The 18689-nt window shown below is 39.4% G+C and carries 17 protein-coding genes; 8 read left to right on the top strand and 9 right to left on the bottom strand.

Annotated elements, in window-relative coordinates; all coding sequences use genetic code 11:
• Positions 1–85 precede the first annotated feature (85 nt).
• Positions 86–1327 (top strand): peptidase T, encoded by a 1242-nt coding sequence (gene pepT, locus ACLHK8_RS07985; protein WP_057772669.1) that lies wholly within the window; start codon positions 86–88, stop codon positions 1325–1327.
• 88 nt (positions 1328–1415) lie between these two features.
• Here pepT and brnQ read toward each other — a convergent pair whose 3' ends face one another.
• Positions 1416–2804, bottom strand: a complete 1389-nt coding sequence (gene brnQ, locus ACLHK8_RS07980; protein ID WP_057772667.1) for a branched-chain amino acid transport system II carrier protein — start codon at positions 2802–2804, stop codon at positions 1416–1418.
• A gap of 777 nt (positions 2805–3581) precedes the next feature.
• Between brnQ and ACLHK8_RS07975 the strand changes: the two genes are divergently transcribed.
• Positions 3582–4709: a vitamin B12 independent methionine synthase gene (locus ACLHK8_RS07975; protein ID WP_057772665.1), complete on the top strand. Its 1128-nt coding sequence runs from the start codon at positions 3582–3584 to the stop codon at positions 4707–4709.
• A 133-nt stretch (positions 4710–4842) separates the two neighbouring features.
• Here ACLHK8_RS07975 and ACLHK8_RS07970 read toward each other — a convergent pair whose 3' ends face one another.
• Both ACLHK8_RS07970 and ACLHK8_RS07965 read right to left on the bottom strand, forming a co-directional pair.
• Positions 4843–5478 carry a hypothetical protein gene (locus tag ACLHK8_RS07970; RefSeq protein ID WP_156486356.1) on the bottom strand — a complete coding sequence of 212 codons (636 nt, stop codon included), beginning with the start codon at positions 5476–5478 and terminating at the stop codon, positions 4843–4845.
• 124 nt (positions 5479–5602) lie between these two features.
• Positions 5603–5746 (bottom strand): hypothetical protein, encoded by a 144-nt coding sequence (locus ACLHK8_RS07965; RefSeq protein WP_156406506.1) that lies wholly within the window; start codon positions 5744–5746, stop codon positions 5603–5605.
• A gap of 503 nt (positions 5747–6249) precedes the next feature.
• On the opposite strand from ACLHK8_RS07965, the gene folB reads away from it, so the two are divergent.
• The 6 genes from folB to folP are packed head-to-tail and all read left to right on the top strand — an operon-like array spanning position 6250 to position 10729.
• On the top strand, positions 6250–6618 hold the full coding sequence (gene folB, locus ACLHK8_RS07960) for a dihydroneopterin aldolase (protein WP_082623238.1): 369 nt from the start codon (positions 6250–6252) through the stop codon (positions 6616–6618).
• A complete protein-coding gene (folK, locus tag ACLHK8_RS07955; protein ID WP_057772659.1) occupies positions 6611–7090 on the top strand; it encodes a 2-amino-4-hydroxy-6-hydroxymethyldihydropteridine diphosphokinase in 480 nt (159 codons plus the stop codon). Before folB ends, folK begins: the two co-directional genes overlap by 8 nt.
• Positions 7091–7106: 16 nt before the next feature.
• On the top strand, positions 7107–7676 hold the full coding sequence (gene folE / locus ACLHK8_RS07950) for a GTP cyclohydrolase I FolE (RefSeq protein WP_057772657.1): 570 nt from the start codon (positions 7107–7109) through the stop codon (positions 7674–7676).
• Between the two features lie 9 nt (positions 7677–7685).
• Complete coding sequence (locus ACLHK8_RS07945; RefSeq protein WP_434520285.1) at positions 7686–9002, top strand: bifunctional folylpolyglutamate synthase/dihydrofolate synthase; 1317 nt, start codon at positions 7686–7688, stop codon at positions 9000–9002.
• Positions 8995–9600 (top strand): non-canonical purine NTP pyrophosphatase, encoded by a 606-nt coding sequence (locus tag ACLHK8_RS07940; protein WP_434520284.1) that lies wholly within the window; start codon positions 8995–8997, stop codon positions 9598–9600. The genes ACLHK8_RS07945 and ACLHK8_RS07940 overlap by 8 nt, the downstream gene beginning before the upstream one ends.
• A complete protein-coding gene (gene folP / locus ACLHK8_RS07935) occupies positions 9587–10729 on the top strand; it encodes a dihydropteroate synthase (protein ID WP_057772741.1) in 1143 nt (380 codons plus the stop codon). Before ACLHK8_RS07940 ends, folP begins: the two co-directional genes overlap by 14 nt.
• A 42-nt stretch (positions 10730–10771) precedes the next feature.
• Here folP and ACLHK8_RS07930 read toward each other — a convergent pair whose 3' ends face one another.
• The 6 genes from ACLHK8_RS07930 to ACLHK8_RS07905 all read right to left on the bottom strand — a co-directional run bounded on the left by ACLHK8_RS07930 (position 10772) and on the right by ACLHK8_RS07905 (position 18300).
• Positions 10772–11254: an isochorismatase family protein gene (locus tag ACLHK8_RS07930; RefSeq protein WP_057772651.1), complete on the bottom strand. Its 483-nt coding sequence runs from the start codon at positions 11252–11254 to the stop codon at positions 10772–10774.
• 224 nt (positions 11255–11478) lie between these two features.
• Positions 11479–12825: an FAD-dependent oxidoreductase gene (locus ACLHK8_RS07925; RefSeq protein ID WP_063698557.1), complete on the bottom strand. Its 1347-nt coding sequence runs from the start codon at positions 12823–12825 to the stop codon at positions 11479–11481.
• Positions 12826–12921: 96 nt separating this feature from the next.
• Positions 12922–14670: a pyruvate oxidase gene (gene spxB / locus ACLHK8_RS07920; protein ID WP_434520283.1), complete on the bottom strand. Its 1749-nt coding sequence runs from the start codon at positions 14668–14670 to the stop codon at positions 12922–12924.
• A 163-nt stretch (positions 14671–14833) separates the two neighbouring features.
• Positions 14834–16237, bottom strand: coding sequence for an Nramp family divalent metal transporter (locus ACLHK8_RS07915; RefSeq protein WP_323707536.1), 1404 nt, complete (start codon positions 16235–16237; stop codon positions 14834–14836).
• Between the two features lie 43 nt (positions 16238–16280).
• A complete protein-coding gene (locus ACLHK8_RS07910; RefSeq protein WP_057772644.1) occupies positions 16281–16742 on the bottom strand; it encodes a universal stress protein in 462 nt (153 codons plus the stop codon).
• 217 nt (positions 16743–16959) lie between these two features.
• Positions 16960–18300, bottom strand: a complete 1341-nt coding sequence (locus ACLHK8_RS07905) for an MFS transporter (RefSeq protein WP_323709144.1) — start codon at positions 18298–18300, stop codon at positions 16960–16962.
• Between the last annotated feature and the right edge of the window lie 389 nt (positions 18301–18689).

The raw sequence follows: 18689 nt of genomic DNA, 5'->3' as shown, positions 1-18689 counted from the left end.
TTTTTAATTTGAGGTTCAACTGCTTCCTCTTCTTTCTTAAGTAAGCTAAAATACAATTAACGACAAAATATGAGGAGTGATTCATTTGGCAAAATATGAAACTTTGTTACCTAGATTTTTAAAATATGTAAAAACTAACACGCGCTCCAACCCAGAATCCGAAACAATTCCGACCGATCCTAAAGAGGTAGCCTTTTTAAAGACTTTGGCACAAGAATTAACCGATCTTGGTTTAAAAGATGTGCACACCCAGCCTCAAAGTGGTTACGTCGTGGCAACATTACCACCTAACGATGCCGGTCAAACGCCAATCTTAGGCTACATTGCCCACATTGATACAGCCGACTTCAATGCCGAAAATATTGATCCTCAGATCCATGAGAACTATGATGGAGAATCGGATATTCCTTTAAGCAAAGACGGCAAATGGGTTTTAAAGACTTCGGCCTTCCCTGCCTTACACGACTATAAAGGCCAAACTCTAATTACCACCGATGGTACAACCTTATTGGGTGCTGATGATAAATCCGGTGCCGCTGAAATCATGACGGCTATGGAATACTACATGGCTCATCCTGAAGTTAAGCATGGTGAAATCCGGGTTGGCTTTGCTCCCGATGAAGAGACCGGAACCGGTGCCGATCACTTTGACGCCAAAGATTTCAACACGAAGTATGCCTATACTGTTGATGGCGGTCCACTTGGTGAATTGGAATACGAAACTTTTAATGCGGCCCAAACAACCGTTGAAATTCAAGGAAACGAAGTACACACAGCGACAGCTAAAGGCGTGATGGTCAATGCACTTCAAGTAGGAATTGACTACCATAATCTCATCCCAGCTGGTGACCGTCCTGAATTAACTGATGGTCGCCAAGGCTTCTTCCATCTCTTCAAGATGAGTGGCACGCCAGATCACGCCAAACTCGTTTACATCATTCGTGATCATGACAAAAAAGTGTTTGAACAGCGTAAACAAGATCTTCAAAATATTGCTGATAAACTCAACGCTGATTTTGGTGAAGAACGGATTAAAATTGAAACGCATGATCAATATTACAATATGCGTGAAATTCTTGAAAAAGATATGACACCTGTAGAGCTCGCGCAGGAAGCCATGGAAAACTTAGATATCAAGCCTAATATTTATCCAGTTCGTGGTGGCACTGACGGTTCAAAGATTTCCTTTATGGGCATTCCAACCCCTAACCTCTTTGCCGGTGGCGAAAATATGCATAGTCGTTACGAATTTGTTTCCGCTCAAACGATGGAAAAAGCAGTTGATTTAATTCTTGAAATAAACAAATTGAATAGTGAACAAAGTTAATACCTTTCTATACTAAAAGCGTTAGTACTGAATCTGTTTGGTTACAGATTCAGAAACTAACGCCTTTTTTGGTTAGATAATTTATTTTTTATGACCAGTCTGATTCACTCACCGCTGACTCATCGTTGGCACGCACACGTTTGACCGTATAAATAGCAATTCCAATGATAAAACCGATAATTGCTGGCGTGATCCAGGCAAAACCTTGAGCAAAGAATGGCATATATTTGCTTTCAAATCCGGTTAAGCTTTGGACAAAGGCTGATTTAGCAATCACTACAGGTGCAGCATTCAGACCATCAACCACAGCAGGGACGAAAGTGAAGACCGTTGTCCAAATGTAGACAATCCGTGCGCGATGGAACAATGGAGACGCAAGAGACAGGAGAATCAATGTAATGCAAAGTGGATAAATAAACATTAGGAATGGCACAGCCGCATTGATAATCGTTTCAAAACCAAAGTTAGACACCCCAAATGAAAGAACTGCAACGACTACCACATATGTTCTATAACTGAAACGAGGAAACATGGTGCTAAAGGCTGTGGCAAATGAGGTTGTTACCCCAACCGCCGTTGTCATACAAGTGATTGTTGCCATGATTGCCAGAATATAAACACCAGCGTTACCAAAGAAATACTGGGTAATTTGGCCTAATGCAATGCCACCATCACCAGCGATTTTAAAATGCCCTAAACTAGTTGCACCCACATAGGCTAATCCGGCATAAATAATGGCCATTGCACTAGCGGCAATAATTCCAGCCTTCACAGTTAATTTGGCAACTGTCCCTTCTTTTTTAACCCCAAACGCTTTTATGGCAGTAATAACCACAATTCCAAATTCAACGGAAGCTAAAGCGTCCATTGTTTGATAACCTTGAATAATTCCATTGCCAACAGAACCATTGCGCCAAACGCCTGTCACTGCGCGCCCAGCTGTGGTTCCCATGGGCCTAAAAACAGCAATTACAATCAAAATGACAACCATGGTGATAAAAGCTGGGTTCAAATAACGACCGACATAATCAACGACCTTGTTACGGTTGAGCGAAAGAAGAATAACGGCAGCAAAGAAACAAGCCGAATAAATGAATAACCACATTGGCGCACTCGCTGCACTGACGTGAGTGGCAATTCCAAATTCAAAAGGAACCGTGGCAGTCCGTGGTGTTGCAAATGCTGGACCGATGAAAATATACAACATGACAGTAAAGATCATTGCATAGGTTTTGCCAATCGGCTGTGCTAATTCATAAACACCATGAGTCCGTGTTACCGCAATTGCCGCGACTCCTAACAAGGGCAAAATGGTTCCAGTAATAATGAATCCAATAATAGAACTAAAAAAGGCTGATCCTGACTGTTGCCCAATTTGGACAGGAAATGTTAAGTTGCTGGCACCAAAGTACATCCCAAACAACATTGAAGCTACAACGATTAATTCTTTCCAGGTAAATTTATGTGTTTCTTCCATTTATAGAACTTCCTCTCTTTTTTGCATCCCAAAGCTAAATATACAAAAAAACGCCCTTCGGATATAGATATATCCAAAGGACGTTTTCACGTGTTACCACCTCAATTTACGAGTCTTTCACAAAACTCGCCTCACCATGTACGCCCTATTGTCGACAAAATAGTTAATACACTGGCACGATATTGGGTGCACCCATAATCATCTGAACAATGATTCCGCTCATCACCGTCTTTTTAAACTAGGAACTGTGTTTTTTCAGCCCCAAACACTTTCTAGAAATTCGCTAGTTTATCTTCCACGGAAATATCAACACGTGTTTCTCATTCGTATTTAATGTTTTTCATTATAGAACCGCAAAAAATAGATGTCAACCTTTAATTTTCCACCCCAACATTGTACCTTGGAGTTTCTTGACAGTTCTATTTTTGCGCGCTAAACTGTATCTAAATTAGATAACAATTAAAAAAGCAGTGAAGAGATGAGTAAGATTCCACCCTTTCCTAGTGAGCCTCGGATAGTGAAAACGAGGCATTGGAGTGACTCCGAACATGGTCTTGGAGAATAATCTACATTAAGTCGTTTGGCAAAATATAGATGGGAACGCCCATTACAGCGTCGAAACATCGTTAGTTCAAGGTGTTTTTTAAGGAAACAAATTTTTTTGTTTCAAACCAAGGTGGTACCGTGATCATTTCTTATTGAATGCTCGCCCTTGACGTTAAATCGTTGAGGACGAGCTTTTTTGTGTCTAAATAAAATAAAAGGAAGTATAGCCACATGACAACAAATTTAAAAGCACCCTATCGTTTTGATCAAGTTGGTAGTTTACTTAGAAGCCCTGAATTAAAGGCAGCACATAAAGAATTTGCTGAAGAAAAAATCTCAGCTGACCAATTAGAAACTGTCCAACAACAAGAAATCAAAAAAATTGTCGATAAACAGGTTTCTCTTGGCCTACACGCCGTAACTGACGGTGAATTCAGCCGTTCTTGGTGGCATTTAGACTTTTTATGGGGCCTAAATGGTGTTGGCAAATACGACTACCAAAAAAGTTATAAATTTCATGGCAAAAAGACACGGACAGATAATGCCTATTTAACCGGCAAAATCAGCTACAATCCTGACCATCCCTTCTTTAAAGCTTTTACTTATTTACAATCAATCGTGCCTGACGGAGTTCAACCTAAACAAACGATCCCATCACCAAGTTTATTATTCCGTGATAATCGCAGTGACAAGGCGTCAGAATTCTACGAAACCCACACAGCTTACTTAGATGATCTCGCTAAAGCTTATCATGAAACAATTCAACACTTTTATGATTTAGGGTGCCGTTACATTCAATTGGATGATACCACTTGGGCATTTTTGATTAACCAACTAGATGAAACCAAAAATAATCCAGAAGCTCAAAAACCATTCCGAAAACTTGCTGAAGACTCTGTTTATGTCATCAACAAGCTCCTAGAAAACTTGCCAGATGATTTAACGGTCACCACCCATATTTGTCGCGGAAACTTCCGTTCTACTTTTCTGTTTTCAGGTGGTTACGATGTTGTGGCCGACTACCTTGGCCAATTAAATTACGATGGATTCTTCCTTGAATATGATAACGACCGTGCCGGAGACTTCAAACCGCTCGCTAAAATCTGGAATCACGATGCAAATAAACGGATTGTCTTAGGTTTGGTTACTTCCAAGTTCCCAGAATTAGAAGATCAAACCCAATTAATCACACGCATTCATGAAGCAACCCAAGAAGTGCCACTTGAAAATTTAGCCCTTTCCACCCAATGTGGCTTTGCCTCAACCGAAGAAGGTAATAATCTAACAGCTGAGCAACAATGGGCAAAACTTAGCTTAGTTATTGATACTGCCAAAAAAGTTTGGCAAGATGCTGAATAATTTTTTGACTCTGATTACAGAAAAAAGCTTCAAGAGAGCATATGTGCTTTCTTGAAGCTTTTTCAAATCAGTAAAATCATGCCCGATATTTACATTCATACAGGGAATAAATATAAATATTAATCGTTAGCTTCTAGAAACTAACTTGATAGATAACTCCTTGTTTAATGCGCGGCGTATAAATATCTTTGCTGGTCTTGCGATTGCTTAATTTAGCGTTCAAACGTAAATGAGCAGTTTTATTCTTTAAATTTTTAATTTGGACTGTTTGTGTTTTCCCATTACTTTTAACGGAAACCACTTTTTTTGAACCGTTATAAACGTGAACAAGGCTGTTCTTTTGCGCCCGAAAACTTAGCGCAACGTTACCATTTTTAGCACCATGATTTAATTTGAGCACAACCGGTGTTTGGGATGCATATTTACCAGAACTTAATCTATAGGCCTTTGTCACTCTTTTATTGCGTTTATTGGTACCGTACAACATAAATGTTTGATAGCCTTGGAACTTCTTTGAAACTTTAAAAGTTCCCTTACGAACATTTGCATACGTCTTTTTGCCGTTATTGTAGGTGAGTGTCACCCGATTAATAGCTGTTTTAGATGAAACTTTGCCACTAAAAGTAGCAACCTTACTTGCTGCATTGTAACTTGTCCGAACGCTATTTAATGAATAGACCGTTTTGGCACTGGATTGGCCTGTAAAAAAGCCTAAACATAATAATGCGGTTAAACTAACTAATGCTAATAATTTATTTAATTTGTTCAAAATAATACCCCCCAAAAAAATTAGCCACCCTGTATAGCATCTTCATTGTAGTGTCCCCATTGCCATAAAACAAGCTAATTTAATTGGGTTTGTTAACGACTGCCGCTATGTCAGATTATAAATTCTAGTGTTTAATTTCTACTACAATGTTTTGAATTAAATAAATCAAAAGAATTACAGGACCAACTAATATGTACCCAATGCGAATAAAGATATTAACCATAAAATCAAAATTACTGTCCTGCAATGCATATCTTTGAACCGTCATACTGTTCCTCTGATTTGCATAACTACTATCTCCCCACTTATCATTTTTATGTTTTTTTAAATGCTCGTTTTGCGCAGTTTTAGCTCCTTTCTGCAAAAACGAGATATTTTTTAACGACCACAATTTTTTTCGACAAAGATAAAATTGACACAACCAAGACAGCACCAACCACACATTCAAGAAATTCAATGTAATTTTAATATGACTTTCCTTATCAAGATTAAAAAAATCAATAAAATAGCAAAAAAGAATGTTTGCCCAACAATCCCCAAAAAGTAATGTTCAGTTTTCATCGTGATCCTCCTTTCGCGTTAAAACGCGTCATCCTAATGATTAGAAAAAGATTAGTTATTTAACCTTTATTTAATCATTATAATTTAAAAATAAATTTAAATAAAGGGGAATAACTATTTAAAGAGAAATCTTTCAAAAAAGACGTTAGCAGCCAAAAATGATACTATTAAGGAGAATAAAATTTCAGACTAATTTGGGGGAATTGACAGATGGGTAAAATCCGAATTAATAATATGAGCTTTCACACTTTTAATGGCGTGTTTGCTGAAGAAAAAAAGCTGGGTCAACGTTTGCAAATTGATGCCGAACTCACATATCCGATCGAGGAAAAAGTTAAACATGATGACTTGAAAGAAACAGTCAGTTACGCCGACGTCTATCAAACCATTGAAGACTTTGTGCTTAATAATAACTATAATTTGATTGAAAGTGTCGCGAATCATCTGTTGAAAAAAATCTTAGCAGACTATCCCACAATTCAAGCCGTTAAACTGAAAGTCCGCAAATATAGCGTCCCAATTGCCGGCATTTTCGACAATATTGAAATCGAAGTTTCTGGAGACCGTCATCATGAGTAACCAAGTTTATTTAAGTGTCGGTTCCAACATGGGTGATCGGCAGGCTAATTTGTCCGAGGCAGTTAAGCTCCTCAATCAAAAGGAGCAAATCACCGTGGAAAAAGTTTCGCCTGTATATCAAACCCAACCAGTTGGCGGAGTTGTCCAAGATGATTTCTTAAACATTGCCATTCGCCTCACCACAACCTTGAATGCCTACACGCTTTTAGATGTTTTCCATGAAATTGAGCAAGATTTGCGCCGGAAACGTCTTATTCATTGGGGACCACGCACAATTGATTTGGATATTTTATATTTTAATCACGAAACCTATCACGATAAAAAACTTGTCATCCCGCATCCAGAAATTAGTAATCGGCGGTTTGTCCTCATCCCCTTATTAGACGTCCTAAACGACGACACACTGATTGCCCAAACCAAACAACAACTAAAAACCACCTCAGATAAAAACTGGGTGGAAATTTTAAATTAACATGAGGTAACTAAACATGAATGAAAAAAATAAAACTAAAATTGAAAATGCCGTCACTGATATCATTGAAGCCATTGGTGATGACCCCAAACGAGCAAGTATCCAGGAAACCCCAGCCCGTGTAGCTACTGCTTATTCAGAAATATTTTCAGAAACAGGCAACGCCCATTTTACAGATTACAAAATTTTCGATGTGGATGAAAATGCTGATATGGTCGTGGTTCAAGATATTCCTTTCTACTCGATGTGTGAACACCATCTTCTCCCATTTTTTGGAACTGTTAATGTTGCCTATGTACCCCAAGATGGTAAGATTATCGGCTTAAGTAAGATTCCTCGGTTGGTAAACTTTGTTGCGCGCCGTCCTAGTGTCCAGGAAAACATTACCGTAATGATTAATGATGAACTGCAACGAATTTTGAAACCTAAAGGGGTGGCAGTCTCTATTTCTGCACGCCATTTATGCATGGAAATGCGGGGCATCAACAAATCAGGCTTGTCCACATACACCACTAAATTCTCGGGCGTTTTTAAAGAAGATCACGAACTGAAAAATGAATTTCTCCAACAAACTCGCCAAAAGTAGGCCTTAAATATGAGTACTAATCAACAAGACTACCAAAAGTTAATCGCCAAAATGAATCAACAAATGTTGGTAACCGATGATGATCGGGTTCCCCTTCTTCAGCAAATTTTAGCCAAACTAGGTCACCCAGATCACGCCTACCAAATTATCCACATTGCTGGGACAAACGGCAAAGGATCTACCGGGGCCATGCTGGCGGCTGTTCTGCAAAAGAATGGTTATCACATTGGCCATTTTTCTAGTCCCGCCATGTTAGATGACCGCGAACAAATAAAAATTGATGGTCAAATGATTGGGTATACGGACTTTCTTCAGGCTTATCAATTAATTAACGACCAATTACCTGCCAATTTCGCAACCAATTCACTTTCCATCTTTGAGTGGTTTACGTTAATTGCCCTGGTGGCTTTTCAACAGGCTAAAGTTGATTTTGTGATTTTAGAAGTTGGCTTAGGTGGGACAAATGATGCGACCAACGCGATTTCTGCCCCACTTTTGGCTTTGATCACCCACATTGATTATGATCACACCCGCATTTTGGGCCATACCATTCGTAAAATAGCGACTCAAAAATCAGGAATTATCAAAACGGGTTCTACTGTTATCGTCGCCCCTCATCAAAAACGAATCACCCGAACCGTTTTACGTAATGTGGCTGGCCAACAACAGGTTCCCATTCATTTTGTGAATAATATTCGCTTAAAAGTACTGGCGCATAATTTTACGGGTACAACCGTCCAAATTAGCGGACCCTTGATTCCCAATCAAACCATTCAGTTAGGCTTAATTGGCGGCTTTCAATTGGATAACCTTGCCACAGTCTTGAGTGCCACAACTTGGCTACAAAAAAATAACGTTCAGCTGGATCAACGCTTGATACACGAAGCATTGGCACAACTAAAAATTGCCGGCAGAATGCAAGTGGTTCAACACCATCCCACCGTCATTTTAGATGGCGCGCATAACCCCGATGGTGCAAAGCAACTCGTTCTTTCCTTAAAGAAACTGGCTCCCAACCACAAAATTACGTTTTTATTGGGATTTTTGGCAGATAAAAACTATCTTGAAATGCTACAAAATTATTTACCATTAGCTAAGGAAATTTATGTAAACACCCCAAGTCAACACCAGCGTGCTCTTGATAAGGACCAATTAAGTAAAACCATTCAAACTCACTTTAGTTTTCCAAAAGAACAGCTTTTTAATGAACCTGACGCACATGCTAGCTTAAGTACAGCCCTGAAACACGCCGCTACTGACGATGTGATTGTGATTACCGGATCGTTTTATTTCATTAAACAGTTTGAAGGTGACCAAAATGTTTAACCAACCAGTGATTATTGCATCCAATAATCTTGATAAAACAGCAGAACTAATTGCTTGCTTACAACAGTTTCAAGTGGCAGCTAAATTCTATCAGGACTTGATTCCACGTGTGTCATTTCCTAGCGAAGGAACAACGGATTACGTGGTTAATGCGCGAACAAAAGCCCAATTTATTTCTCAAAAGTTACCTCAAGAATTTATTCTAGGTGACGATTCGGGGATGATTTTGTCCGCCTTTCCTAATAGATTTGGCGTTCAAACTTCTCGCCAGCTAACAGCCTACCCCACGGACGCTGATAAGAACCACTATTTAATTCAACTGATAGCGGGAAAAAATCGTAACGTTCAATTACGCACCGATTTGATTCTACAAACTCCGCAACACAGCTATCATGGCTTCGGCGTGTTTAAGGGGACTTTTAGTCAAGAGGAGCGGGGGCAAAACGGTTACGGATTTGATAAAATTTTAATTCCTGACGGTGAATCTCGAGCGCTCGCCGAATTAACGGATTCAGAAAAGTTTCCTTATCTACACCGCACCAAAGCAGTGAAAAATCTTCTCGAAAAGGTGGCAAATAATGACTATGAAAATTATTGATATGACCGCTGAGTTTGGTCGTTCCGAGACATTTGCAGATCAAATTGTCCATAACATGTTGGTCACACAACGGAAAGTGGCCTTACAATTCGAAGGCTTAAATCAACCTGATTTAGCCACGATTCAACAACTATTGGCAGCCTTTGACACCCCTGCTCAAACTACAGAAAATAGTTTACAAACGGTATTACCACTGGCGGCCCTACAATTTTTCATCACGAAATTTAAGCAACAATTTTCAGCAGATGAGGCTAGTCGCCAACTTGAGCAGATCTATCAGCAACATGCGATTTATTGGCATTATGGCAGTGTTCATCGTGATCTAACTCAATCACCATTAATTTATGGGATCTTAAACATTACCCCGGATTCCTTTTATGATGGTGGTGCTTATGTCGAACCGCAAGCCATCAAGGATCACATTGCCGAGATGGTAACGGCTGGTGTGGACGTCATTGAGCTTGGCGGCCAGACCACCCGCCCTGGTTTTACGGAAATCTCTGCTCAAGAAGAGCTTAACCGAATTTTGCCTTATATCGATTGGATTCACCAAAACTACCCCGAAGTTTCTTTAGCGGTGGATACATATAAATATGTAGTCATGCAGGCTTTGGTGAAAAATAGCCACGTTGACATTATTAACGATGTTCGCGCCTTTACAGATGATCCCCGAAAACTAGCATTGCTGGCACCAACCAAAATTGGACTTTTGACCATGCACAGCAGTCGCGACACCGAATATGATAATCTAACAAAAGAAATGCAAAACTTTTTCAAACAAAATCTATCCCAATTAGTTAATGCGGGAATTGCTCAAGAACGAATCGCTTTGGATCCCGGTATTGGCTACGCAAAGGTTGCCGATGGTTATCAAGACTACGCCATGATGCGCAACATTGATCAGTTTAATCAATTTAATCGACCAACGATGATTGCCATTTCTCGCAAGGGTTTTGGTGCTAAACTATTTAATCTAAAAAAAGAGGACCGATTATCGGTCACTCTCATTGCGGAAACTTATATGTATTTGCATGGCGGCAACGTTTTGCGCGTCCATGATATTACGGAAACAAACCAACTCGTTAAAATGATTAACACGATCAATACAGGTTATTGGTTTAAAAAATAAAAAACCCAGACAATTTAATTGTCTGGGTTTCTTTATTTTGGCCTAAATTAACTTTGCAAAAGAGCCATCCCAAATACTTTCATGATGTTTCACAATTGTCGCTGCGTCTAAAAGATCAGAATCAAACGTTGTAACCAAATCGCGTCTAACTTCTACTTGATAATCCAAGTGACGTGCTACTCGAATGGTGGTGTCAACACAATACTCCGCCTGTCCCCCACAAATTTCTAAGCTTTCTGTATTATAGGTTTTCAAATAGGCTTCTAAATTAGTGTGGTAAAAAGAATCCGGGGTCGTTTTTACAATAAATTCATCTTTTTGCTTGTCAAAATCCAAATTTGGAGCTAACTGAAACTCTTCTGTATCACTTGGAATTTCATTATCAGTTGTTTGCACAAAAAAGATCGCCTTTTTTTCCTGTCGATAAAGCGCAATTCGTTCGTTAATACCGGCAACTACGTCATTAAAGTTGGCCATTTTATTTAATGCATTCTGCATATCTATTACAATCAATACATCTGCCATCGCTTTTCCTCTTTCATAAATCATGATTATTTATCAGTACCCTCTTATACCAAAAAGGATCCTATTTCTTAACGCTTCATGCTAATCGCGATTTGCTCCCCTAAAACTTACATCTTATATAATCATCATACAACTCCTAAAAAACGTGGTAAGGACAGCAAGTTTTATTTAAGAGATTCTTAAAACAGCGAACCTAGCCTTATTTTACCAACTTCAAGTTAACACTATTCACCCTTTTTGGCACTTTTATTCACTGCTGCCATTGCCAATTCATTTACATAATTTAGAGGATTATCAAAATTCGGTTGGAAAAACATATCCACCATCGAGAGTTCATCAACAGTCATTTTTTTCTGAATGGCAAGTGAAATTACATTGGCCGACTGTGCACAATCATATGTGCTGTAAAACGCCCCACCCAAAACAACTCGACTTTCTGGATTCCAGACTAATCGCATTAAAATGGGCGTCGTACTCAACATAAATTCAGGACGATAATTCTCTTCGAGCGTAACTGTTTCCACCTTAAGGCCACGCGCCTTAGCCCCACTTTCTGTTAACCCCGAAGAAGCGAGTGTTTTGCCAAATAACGCTACAGCTGATGATGCTTGAGTCCCCATATATTTCATCGTTGGCTCTTCAATGTTATGCCCGATTAAAATTCCCTGTCGAATCGCGTTCGTCGCCAAAGGAATATAATCAACTTTACCAGTCGGATTATAATGAACCACGGCCGCATCACCAGCAGCAAAAATATTAGGATCAGATGAACTCATATATTCATCCGTGATGATGGCCCCATTTTTGAGCATATCGACTTTATTTTTCAACAAATCTGTTGCTGGACGAAAGCCCGCACACAAAACGGCAAGATCTGCGGTATAGCTGTTCTTACTGGTTGTAACAGTAATCTGTTCGTTACCAGTAAAAGACTCGACCATCTCGTTCATGGCAAGTTTGACACCGTGCTGTTCATAATCCTTTTCAACGCAATCACTAATTTCAGAATCAAAATTTTTGGCCAACACGTTTGGCAACCCATCAATTAACGTAACCTTTTTACCCGTGACTGCCAACTGTTCGGCAAGTTCGGCGCCAATATAACCCGCACCAATAATCACAGCTGATTTTGCATTTGGCGTGGCTTCACGGAGAATTTTCGCATCATTCCAGTCCTTACAAAGTTTAACTTTCGAATTTTCTACGCCTTTAATCGGAGGAATAACCGGCGCTGACCCAGTCGTCATCACTAACTTATCATAGTGATCTTGACTTAACTCACCAGAAACTAAGTTCTTCACCTGAACAATTTTTTCCTCAGGATCCACATTAAGGACATCATGCCGCATTTTCATTGTGGCCCCTAACTTGGTCAATTCTTCTGGTGAGGAATAAAACATTTTGTTAGGATCTGAAACATGATCGCCCACCCACAACGCAATTCCACAAGATAAAAAGGACAGGTTATCATTTCGTTCGTACACTGTGACTTGGTAATCAGGATGCTCTGTTAAAATTTGTTTGGCCGCAAAGGTACCTGCATGGGTCGCGCCAATCACGATTATTTTCATCATATTCCCTCCAAGATTTTTTAGGCTACAATAACTTCACTAAAAAACTGTTAACCCAAAATTCAAAGTGGGTTAACAGTTCACTTCTGTGCAATCTTATTCCACTTCAAATTCATTCAGATAAACACTAAATGGTTGTAAACTTTCGGCTTCATAGCGTTGCTTAAATGCTGCAATTTCTTCAGACGAATTAGTAGCTGGATCTAACTGCAATTTTTCTGCGGGTAGTGGTCGATTATTATGAATTTTTACATCAATCACAACGGGTCCTTCTACTTGAGTTGCGGTATCAAAGGCCTCGACAAGCTCTTTATAAGAATGGACAGTAATCCCCAATGCCCCCATTCCTTGGGCAATCATCGCGAAATCAGCTCCTTGTAAATCCACGCCAAAGTATTTCTGCTTTTCGTCTTCTTGCTCATCTTTGATAAAATCAAAACTCTCATTTGAGAAAACAACATTGATAATATGCAGTTTTTCTTTAACCTGGGTCAACAAATCCTGCATCACCATCGCAAATGCACCATCGCCAGCTAAATTAAAGACTTGCCGATCTGGGTACGTAAGTTTACCCGCAATAGCCGCGCCAATTCCATATCCCATGGTGGCAAATAACGCCGAGGTGGTGAATTTTTGTTTTTCATTCATATTTAAAAATCGGACACTGTTCATCGTGACATCACCCACATCAATGGCAAACACGTCATTTCCAGTAGCGATGCGGTTAATCTGCTTGAAAACTGCGCCTACTTCTAAAGGATCAGAAGTTTTATCAGCTAATTGCTGCAGATAAGCGCGCCAATTCTTCATATTGGCCACACAAGCATCGTAAAAACGTCGGTGAGCCACTTCATCACTAAGTGTGACTAATTGCTTCATGGCTTTCTTGGAGTCGCTTAGAATTGGCACATCAACGTTATGCCGCTTGCCAATTTTAGAAGAATCAATATCGATTTGAATAAACTTGGCATCTTGATTAAACATCCCTTTAGTACGAGCAAATGGGAAATCTGCGCCAATCATCATAATTAAGTCGGCTTGTTCCAACGTTTCATTACCTGGCTTCGTCGAAACCCGATAGGCCGAACCCATATTACCTTCAAAACTATCGGGAATAATTCCCTTAGAAATCGCCGACATCACAACTGGTAATTTAAGATGTTTCGCTAACGCCACAAGTTCTGGTGTCGCACCCTTAACGCCAATTCCAGCAAAAATAACTGGCCGATTGGCCTCACTAATCAGCTTTAAAGCTTCTTTTAATTTTTCGTCATCCGGTTCTGGCAACAAAGGTTTAACGTAACTATGACCTGATGACCAAAAATCATCTGGAATCTCCTTTGTACCGAGATCATTTGGAATGGTTACCACGGCTACCCCATTTTCCTTGTAGGCACGGCGGATTGCCTCATCAATTACATGAGGTAAACTGGCAGCGGTCATAACGGTCCGGTTGTATACTGAAACATCCGCAAACATGGGATTCTCATTCAATTCTTGGAAAGAGTCCCAATTCATATCAGATGTTCCCAACTGACCAATAATTGCCAATACGGGAACGTGATCCATTTGAGCATCATACAAACCATTAAATAAATGCGTTGCCCCAGGGCCAGCTGACCCAAAACAAACCCCAAGTTTACCAGTCAATTTTGCATGTGCCGTTGCAGCAAAAGCCCCAATTTCTTCATGGCGCACTTGAATGTAATCAATCTTGTCTTGTTCTAGTCGCAAGGCCTCCATTGTACTGTTAATTGAGCCACCAGGAATCCCATATACCTGCTCAACATCCCAGTCTTCCAAAACCTTCATCATCGCAACACTAGTATTAATTGTTTTACTCATTGTTATCCCTCTTTCCAAGAAATCATCATTTTTGTGTTCTTACTGCGATAGTATCTCATGAATGGGTCTGAAGTAAAAGAAAACGCTCTCATTAATGCTAAATAAATAATCTGCATTCCTTCACCATCTTGTGAAAGAACCCAGATTTTGTAAATTTTTTGTTTTAAAGCGCAGAAACTGTGGTCATAATTAACCAAATGTTCAGTATAACCAGCACGACTGCGGCAACCCAAGCACAAACCTTAACCCAAGGACGGTTTGCAAACTCACCCATGATTTTCTTACTACTGGTAAAGATAATCAGTGGAATCATGGCAAATGGTAACGCGACACTCAAGAATACCTGTGAAAATGTCAGTAAGTTTTCAATTTTGGCTTCATTACCGTGATAATAAATGGCAAATGCTAAAACTGGCAAAACAGAAACAAGTCGGGTAAGTAAACGTTGTGCCCACATTGGCATTCTTAAACGAATGAACCCTTCCATGATAATTTGTCCAGAAAGTGTTCCGGTAATTGTTGAACTTTGACCTGATGATAACAGAGCCACGGCAAACAATGTACTTAGAACTGGGCTCGCAATTGCACCAACAATCTTTGAATCACCCAAAGCGTTGTATAAATCAACGAAACGACCCAAATCTGAATTAGTTCCAAAGAATAATGCAGCACCTAAAATCAAAAGTAAACAGTTGACAACAAATGCGACAGTCAGCTGCATATTAGAATCAGCTACTGTGTATCGAATGGCGCTCTTGAGACTCTTAGAATCATCACGATCAAAGTCTCGCGTTTGAGAAATTGATGAGCCAAGGTACAAGTTATGAGGCATAACCGTGGCACCAACAATTCCTAATCCGATGTATAACATTGATTTATTTTGAATCAAATCTCTACCGGGAGCAAAACCCTTTAATACTTCTGGCATGTTTGGTTGTGCCAAAATAACTTCATACAAGAAAACAATTAAAATGACGGCTACCAAGGTTGCCACAATTGCTTCAATTTTTCGAAATCCTAGTTTCATTAACAACATTAACAGTAAAACATCAAACGTTGTAATGATAATACCGACAATCAGTGGGAATCCAAAGAGTAATTCCAACGCAATCGCTGATCCAATAATTTCCGCAACATCGGTGGCCATAATGGCTAGTTCGGTAATAATAAATAACACGATACCACCAAATTTGGAAGTCTTTTCACGCGTAAGTTGCGCCAAATCACGACCAGTTACAATTCCTAATCGAGCGGCCATTGCTTGTAATAACATCGCAATTAAACTCGAAATTAAAATAACACTGAGTAATCGATACTTAAACTGAGCTCCACCAGAAATTGAAGTAATCCAATTACCAGGATCCATATACCCTACGGAAACTAGTACGCCTGGTCCGAGGTAAGCTAAAAATGTTCTTAAAATTCCTGCGTTTTGAGGAACTGACACACTACCATTAATTTCATCTAGAGATTTATTTGCGCCACCTGTTGATGAAATAATGTGATGCTTTTCTTTTGTTGCTGAGGGCACTTCCTTAATCTTGTCTTGGTCATTATTCTTTGCCATGCTATTTCCTCTTTTCTATCATTCTCAAAATTCAATCTCTGAATTATCGAACTACGATTACGGAAACCTGTGCCCGTTTTGCAATTCTTAATCCTACTGCTCCTGGAACTTTATGTTTTGAATCTTCTGTATCTGATCCACACACAATTAGATCTGGTTTAAATCTAGGAATTACTTTTTCTAAGATGACATCATCGACATCGCTTGCGCCAACTGTCAACCCAGTAAGATGTTCAACTCCAAGTTCTTCAGCAATTTCCATATAATCTGAAACGGCCTGACGAACTTCATCTTCTTTTTTGTCAACTTTACCAGGGGTCATGACATCAAAAATGCTGACATCATCATCTTCTAGTACTGACACAATACATAACTCGACTTGATAATCATGAGCCATTGTTGCCGCATATCGGAAAGCCCTTGTGGAAGAATTGGGATCATCAGCATCCACCGTCAACAATATTCTCTGAAATGCAAATGGTTCTTTTAACTTATCGACTTGCATAGCAAACCTCCTTTAAGCTTTCTTAAACTCTGTCGCCTTATTGATAGTAACACTTACTATTTAAAAATTCTACAAAAAGATGGCTATTAATCAAAAAAAAGTAAATATAAGTTTGATTTAAATTTAGGTACACCTTAATTTAATAATTATAGGCTTATTCCAATATCATATCTAATAAAAAGCACACGATCTAAAAAGATCGTGTGCTTTATGGATATTATTCTTTAGTTTGTGTTGCATGACGCCGAGTACTTTTGTTAATAATCACGGTAATTAAAGCCACGATTGCTAAAACACTCAAAATAATGTAATCAATCTTTGAACCTTGCCGAACTTGTGAAAAAGTGGAGCCACCATGTAGCTCTAATGCACTAATGACGGAAGCCAAAATCACAGTTCCCATCGCACCAGCATATTGCTGCATCATATTAAACAATGAGTTAATATCGCCCCGTTTTTCCGGAATAACTTGCTGACTAGCAGCTCCCATTACGTTTCCAAAACTGAAGGCAACCCCAATTCTAAGGACGACAAACAACGCTAATAAGATCATGGAAGTCATGACATTATTCAAGAAGAAGAACAAGACAGCGGATGCTAAGAGACAGATGTTACCAATCATTAATGGTAGAAAAGCACCCTTTTTATCCATAATCGCCCCGGTACTTGGTGAAATAATTGCCCCAATCAATGCTCCTGGTAGCACTAATAATCCAGCTACCATGGACGTTTGATGCAAGTTAACTTCTGCAACCATCGGCAATAACCATGAAATACCAATATTAACAAAGGCTAACACAAAGTAATTTATTAAATGGAGAAAAACTGATTTCTTTTTAAGTAAACTAAAATCAATAACTTCTTTTGCACTCTTGGAGTTATACCATGCGTAACTTGCCAAAAGTAGAACTGAAACCACTAATGAAATCCAGAAGGCTGCAGATGTCCAACCGGCTAATCCGGCTTCATTAAAGGTCCAGACAAACCCGATTAGCACCAAACTTAGCCAAACCATGCCAATGCTATCAAAGGACAATTTTTCACCTGGTTTATGTTGGACCGGAATGTCGATATTTATCATTCCCATAACCAGCACAATCACACTTAGAGGTAAAACCACCCAGAAAATCCAACGCCAATTCATCAGTGTGTTCAAGATCCCACCATACGTCGGTCCTAAAGCTGGTGATAAAGAAGTTAACATACTTGCAACGCCATTATAGGTGCCGACGTGCTGACTAGGAATCTTAACGTTAATAATTTGAAACATTAATGGTGTGGCTAATCCTGTCGCAATCGCTTGAATCATCCGACCAATTAGTAAAATCCAAAAAGTATCTGCAATCGCACACACGATTGATCCCACAATAAAGGCTGCGGCTGAGAAAATAAAAATCGATCGAAACTTGAAACGACGCATAATAAACGCCATTGCTGCCATCATAATGGTAACTAACAGCAGATAGGCAGTTGTAATCCATTGGACCGTCCCCACACTCACGCTAAATTGGTTACTTAAAGTATTCATGGTCACGTTAAGCGAAGCTTCAACTAAAATTCACATAAAGGAAATCATCCCGGCCGATACGATCGCTAGTTTTGTTTTAAGTGAAATCTTTTCTTCATCCATGCTTGTAACTCATCTCCTTGACTCATTTTTATTCATTTATAAATAATTTCAAAACACAAGGACACTTACAGTCAGGAACTTTTCAGCTGACTGCGTGTCCTTGAATAGGTTAATTTAATTTGCAAATTTTTTTAAAATACTTTTTTCCGCTGAGCTTTAGGACCGCTCGTGGAGGCAGTGAGTCAAATATAACTATGACTCCCGCGGGATTGCGATCCCACACTACGTCACTAATTGGAATGATTTTCGGTTCGAAAATCTTTTATATTCCGTACGTTGTCGATTCTTGTGGCACAATTCAGCCGCAAGAACTCGCA

The sequence above is a fragment of the Pediococcus sp. M21F004 genome (genome assembly GCF_051122535.1).
Lineage (GTDB): Bacteria > Bacillota > Bacilli > Lactobacillales > Lactobacillaceae > Pediococcus > Pediococcus inopinatus.
Note: the sequence above shows the minus strand (reverse complement) of the source record. Positions and strands in the feature narration are given on the sequence as shown.

Coding starts and splice junctions, on each gene's coding strand:
- ACLHK8_RS07945 (WP_434520285.1), top strand. CDS start 7,686: ATGAGTACTAATCAACAAGACTACCAAAAGTTAATCGCCAAAATGAAT.
- spxB (WP_434520283.1), bottom strand. CDS start 14,670: ATGAGTAAAACAATTAATACTAGTGTTGCGATGATGAAGGTTTTGGAA.
- ACLHK8_RS07930 (WP_057772651.1), bottom strand. CDS start 11,254: ATGGCAGATGTATTGATTGTAATAGATATGCAGAATGCATTAAATAAA.
- folP (WP_057772741.1), top strand. CDS start 9,587: ATGAAAATTATTGATATGACCGCTGAGTTTGGTCGTTCCGAGACATTT.
- ACLHK8_RS07910 (WP_057772644.1), bottom strand. CDS start 16,742: ATGCAAGTCGATAAGTTAAAAGAACCATTTGCATTTCAGAGAATATTG.
- ACLHK8_RS07975 (WP_057772665.1), top strand. CDS start 3,582: ATGACAACAAATTTAAAAGCACCCTATCGTTTTGATCAAGTTGGTAGT.
- folB (WP_082623238.1), top strand. CDS start 6,250: ATGGGTAAAATCCGAATTAATAATATGAGCTTTCACACTTTTAATGGC.
- brnQ (WP_057772667.1), bottom strand. CDS start 2,804: ATGGAAGAAACACATAAATTTACCTGGAAAGAATTAATCGTTGTAGCT.
- ACLHK8_RS07925 (WP_063698557.1), bottom strand. CDS start 12,825: ATGAAAATAATCGTGATTGGCGCGACCCATGCAGGTACCTTTGCGGCC.
- folK (WP_057772659.1), top strand. CDS start 6,611: ATGAGTAACCAAGTTTATTTAAGTGTCGGTTCCAACATGGGTGATCGG.
- ACLHK8_RS07915 (WP_323707536.1), bottom strand. CDS start 16,237: ATGGCAAAGAATAATGACCAAGACAAGATTAAGGAAGTGCCCTCAGCA.
- ACLHK8_RS07965 (WP_156406506.1), bottom strand. CDS start 5,746: ATGACGGTTCAAAGATATGCATTGCAGGACAGTAATTTTGATTTTATG.
- folE (WP_057772657.1), top strand. CDS start 7,107: ATGAATGAAAAAAATAAAACTAAAATTGAAAATGCCGTCACTGATATC.
- ACLHK8_RS07940 (WP_434520284.1), top strand. CDS start 8,995: ATGTTTAACCAACCAGTGATTATTGCATCCAATAATCTTGATAAAACA.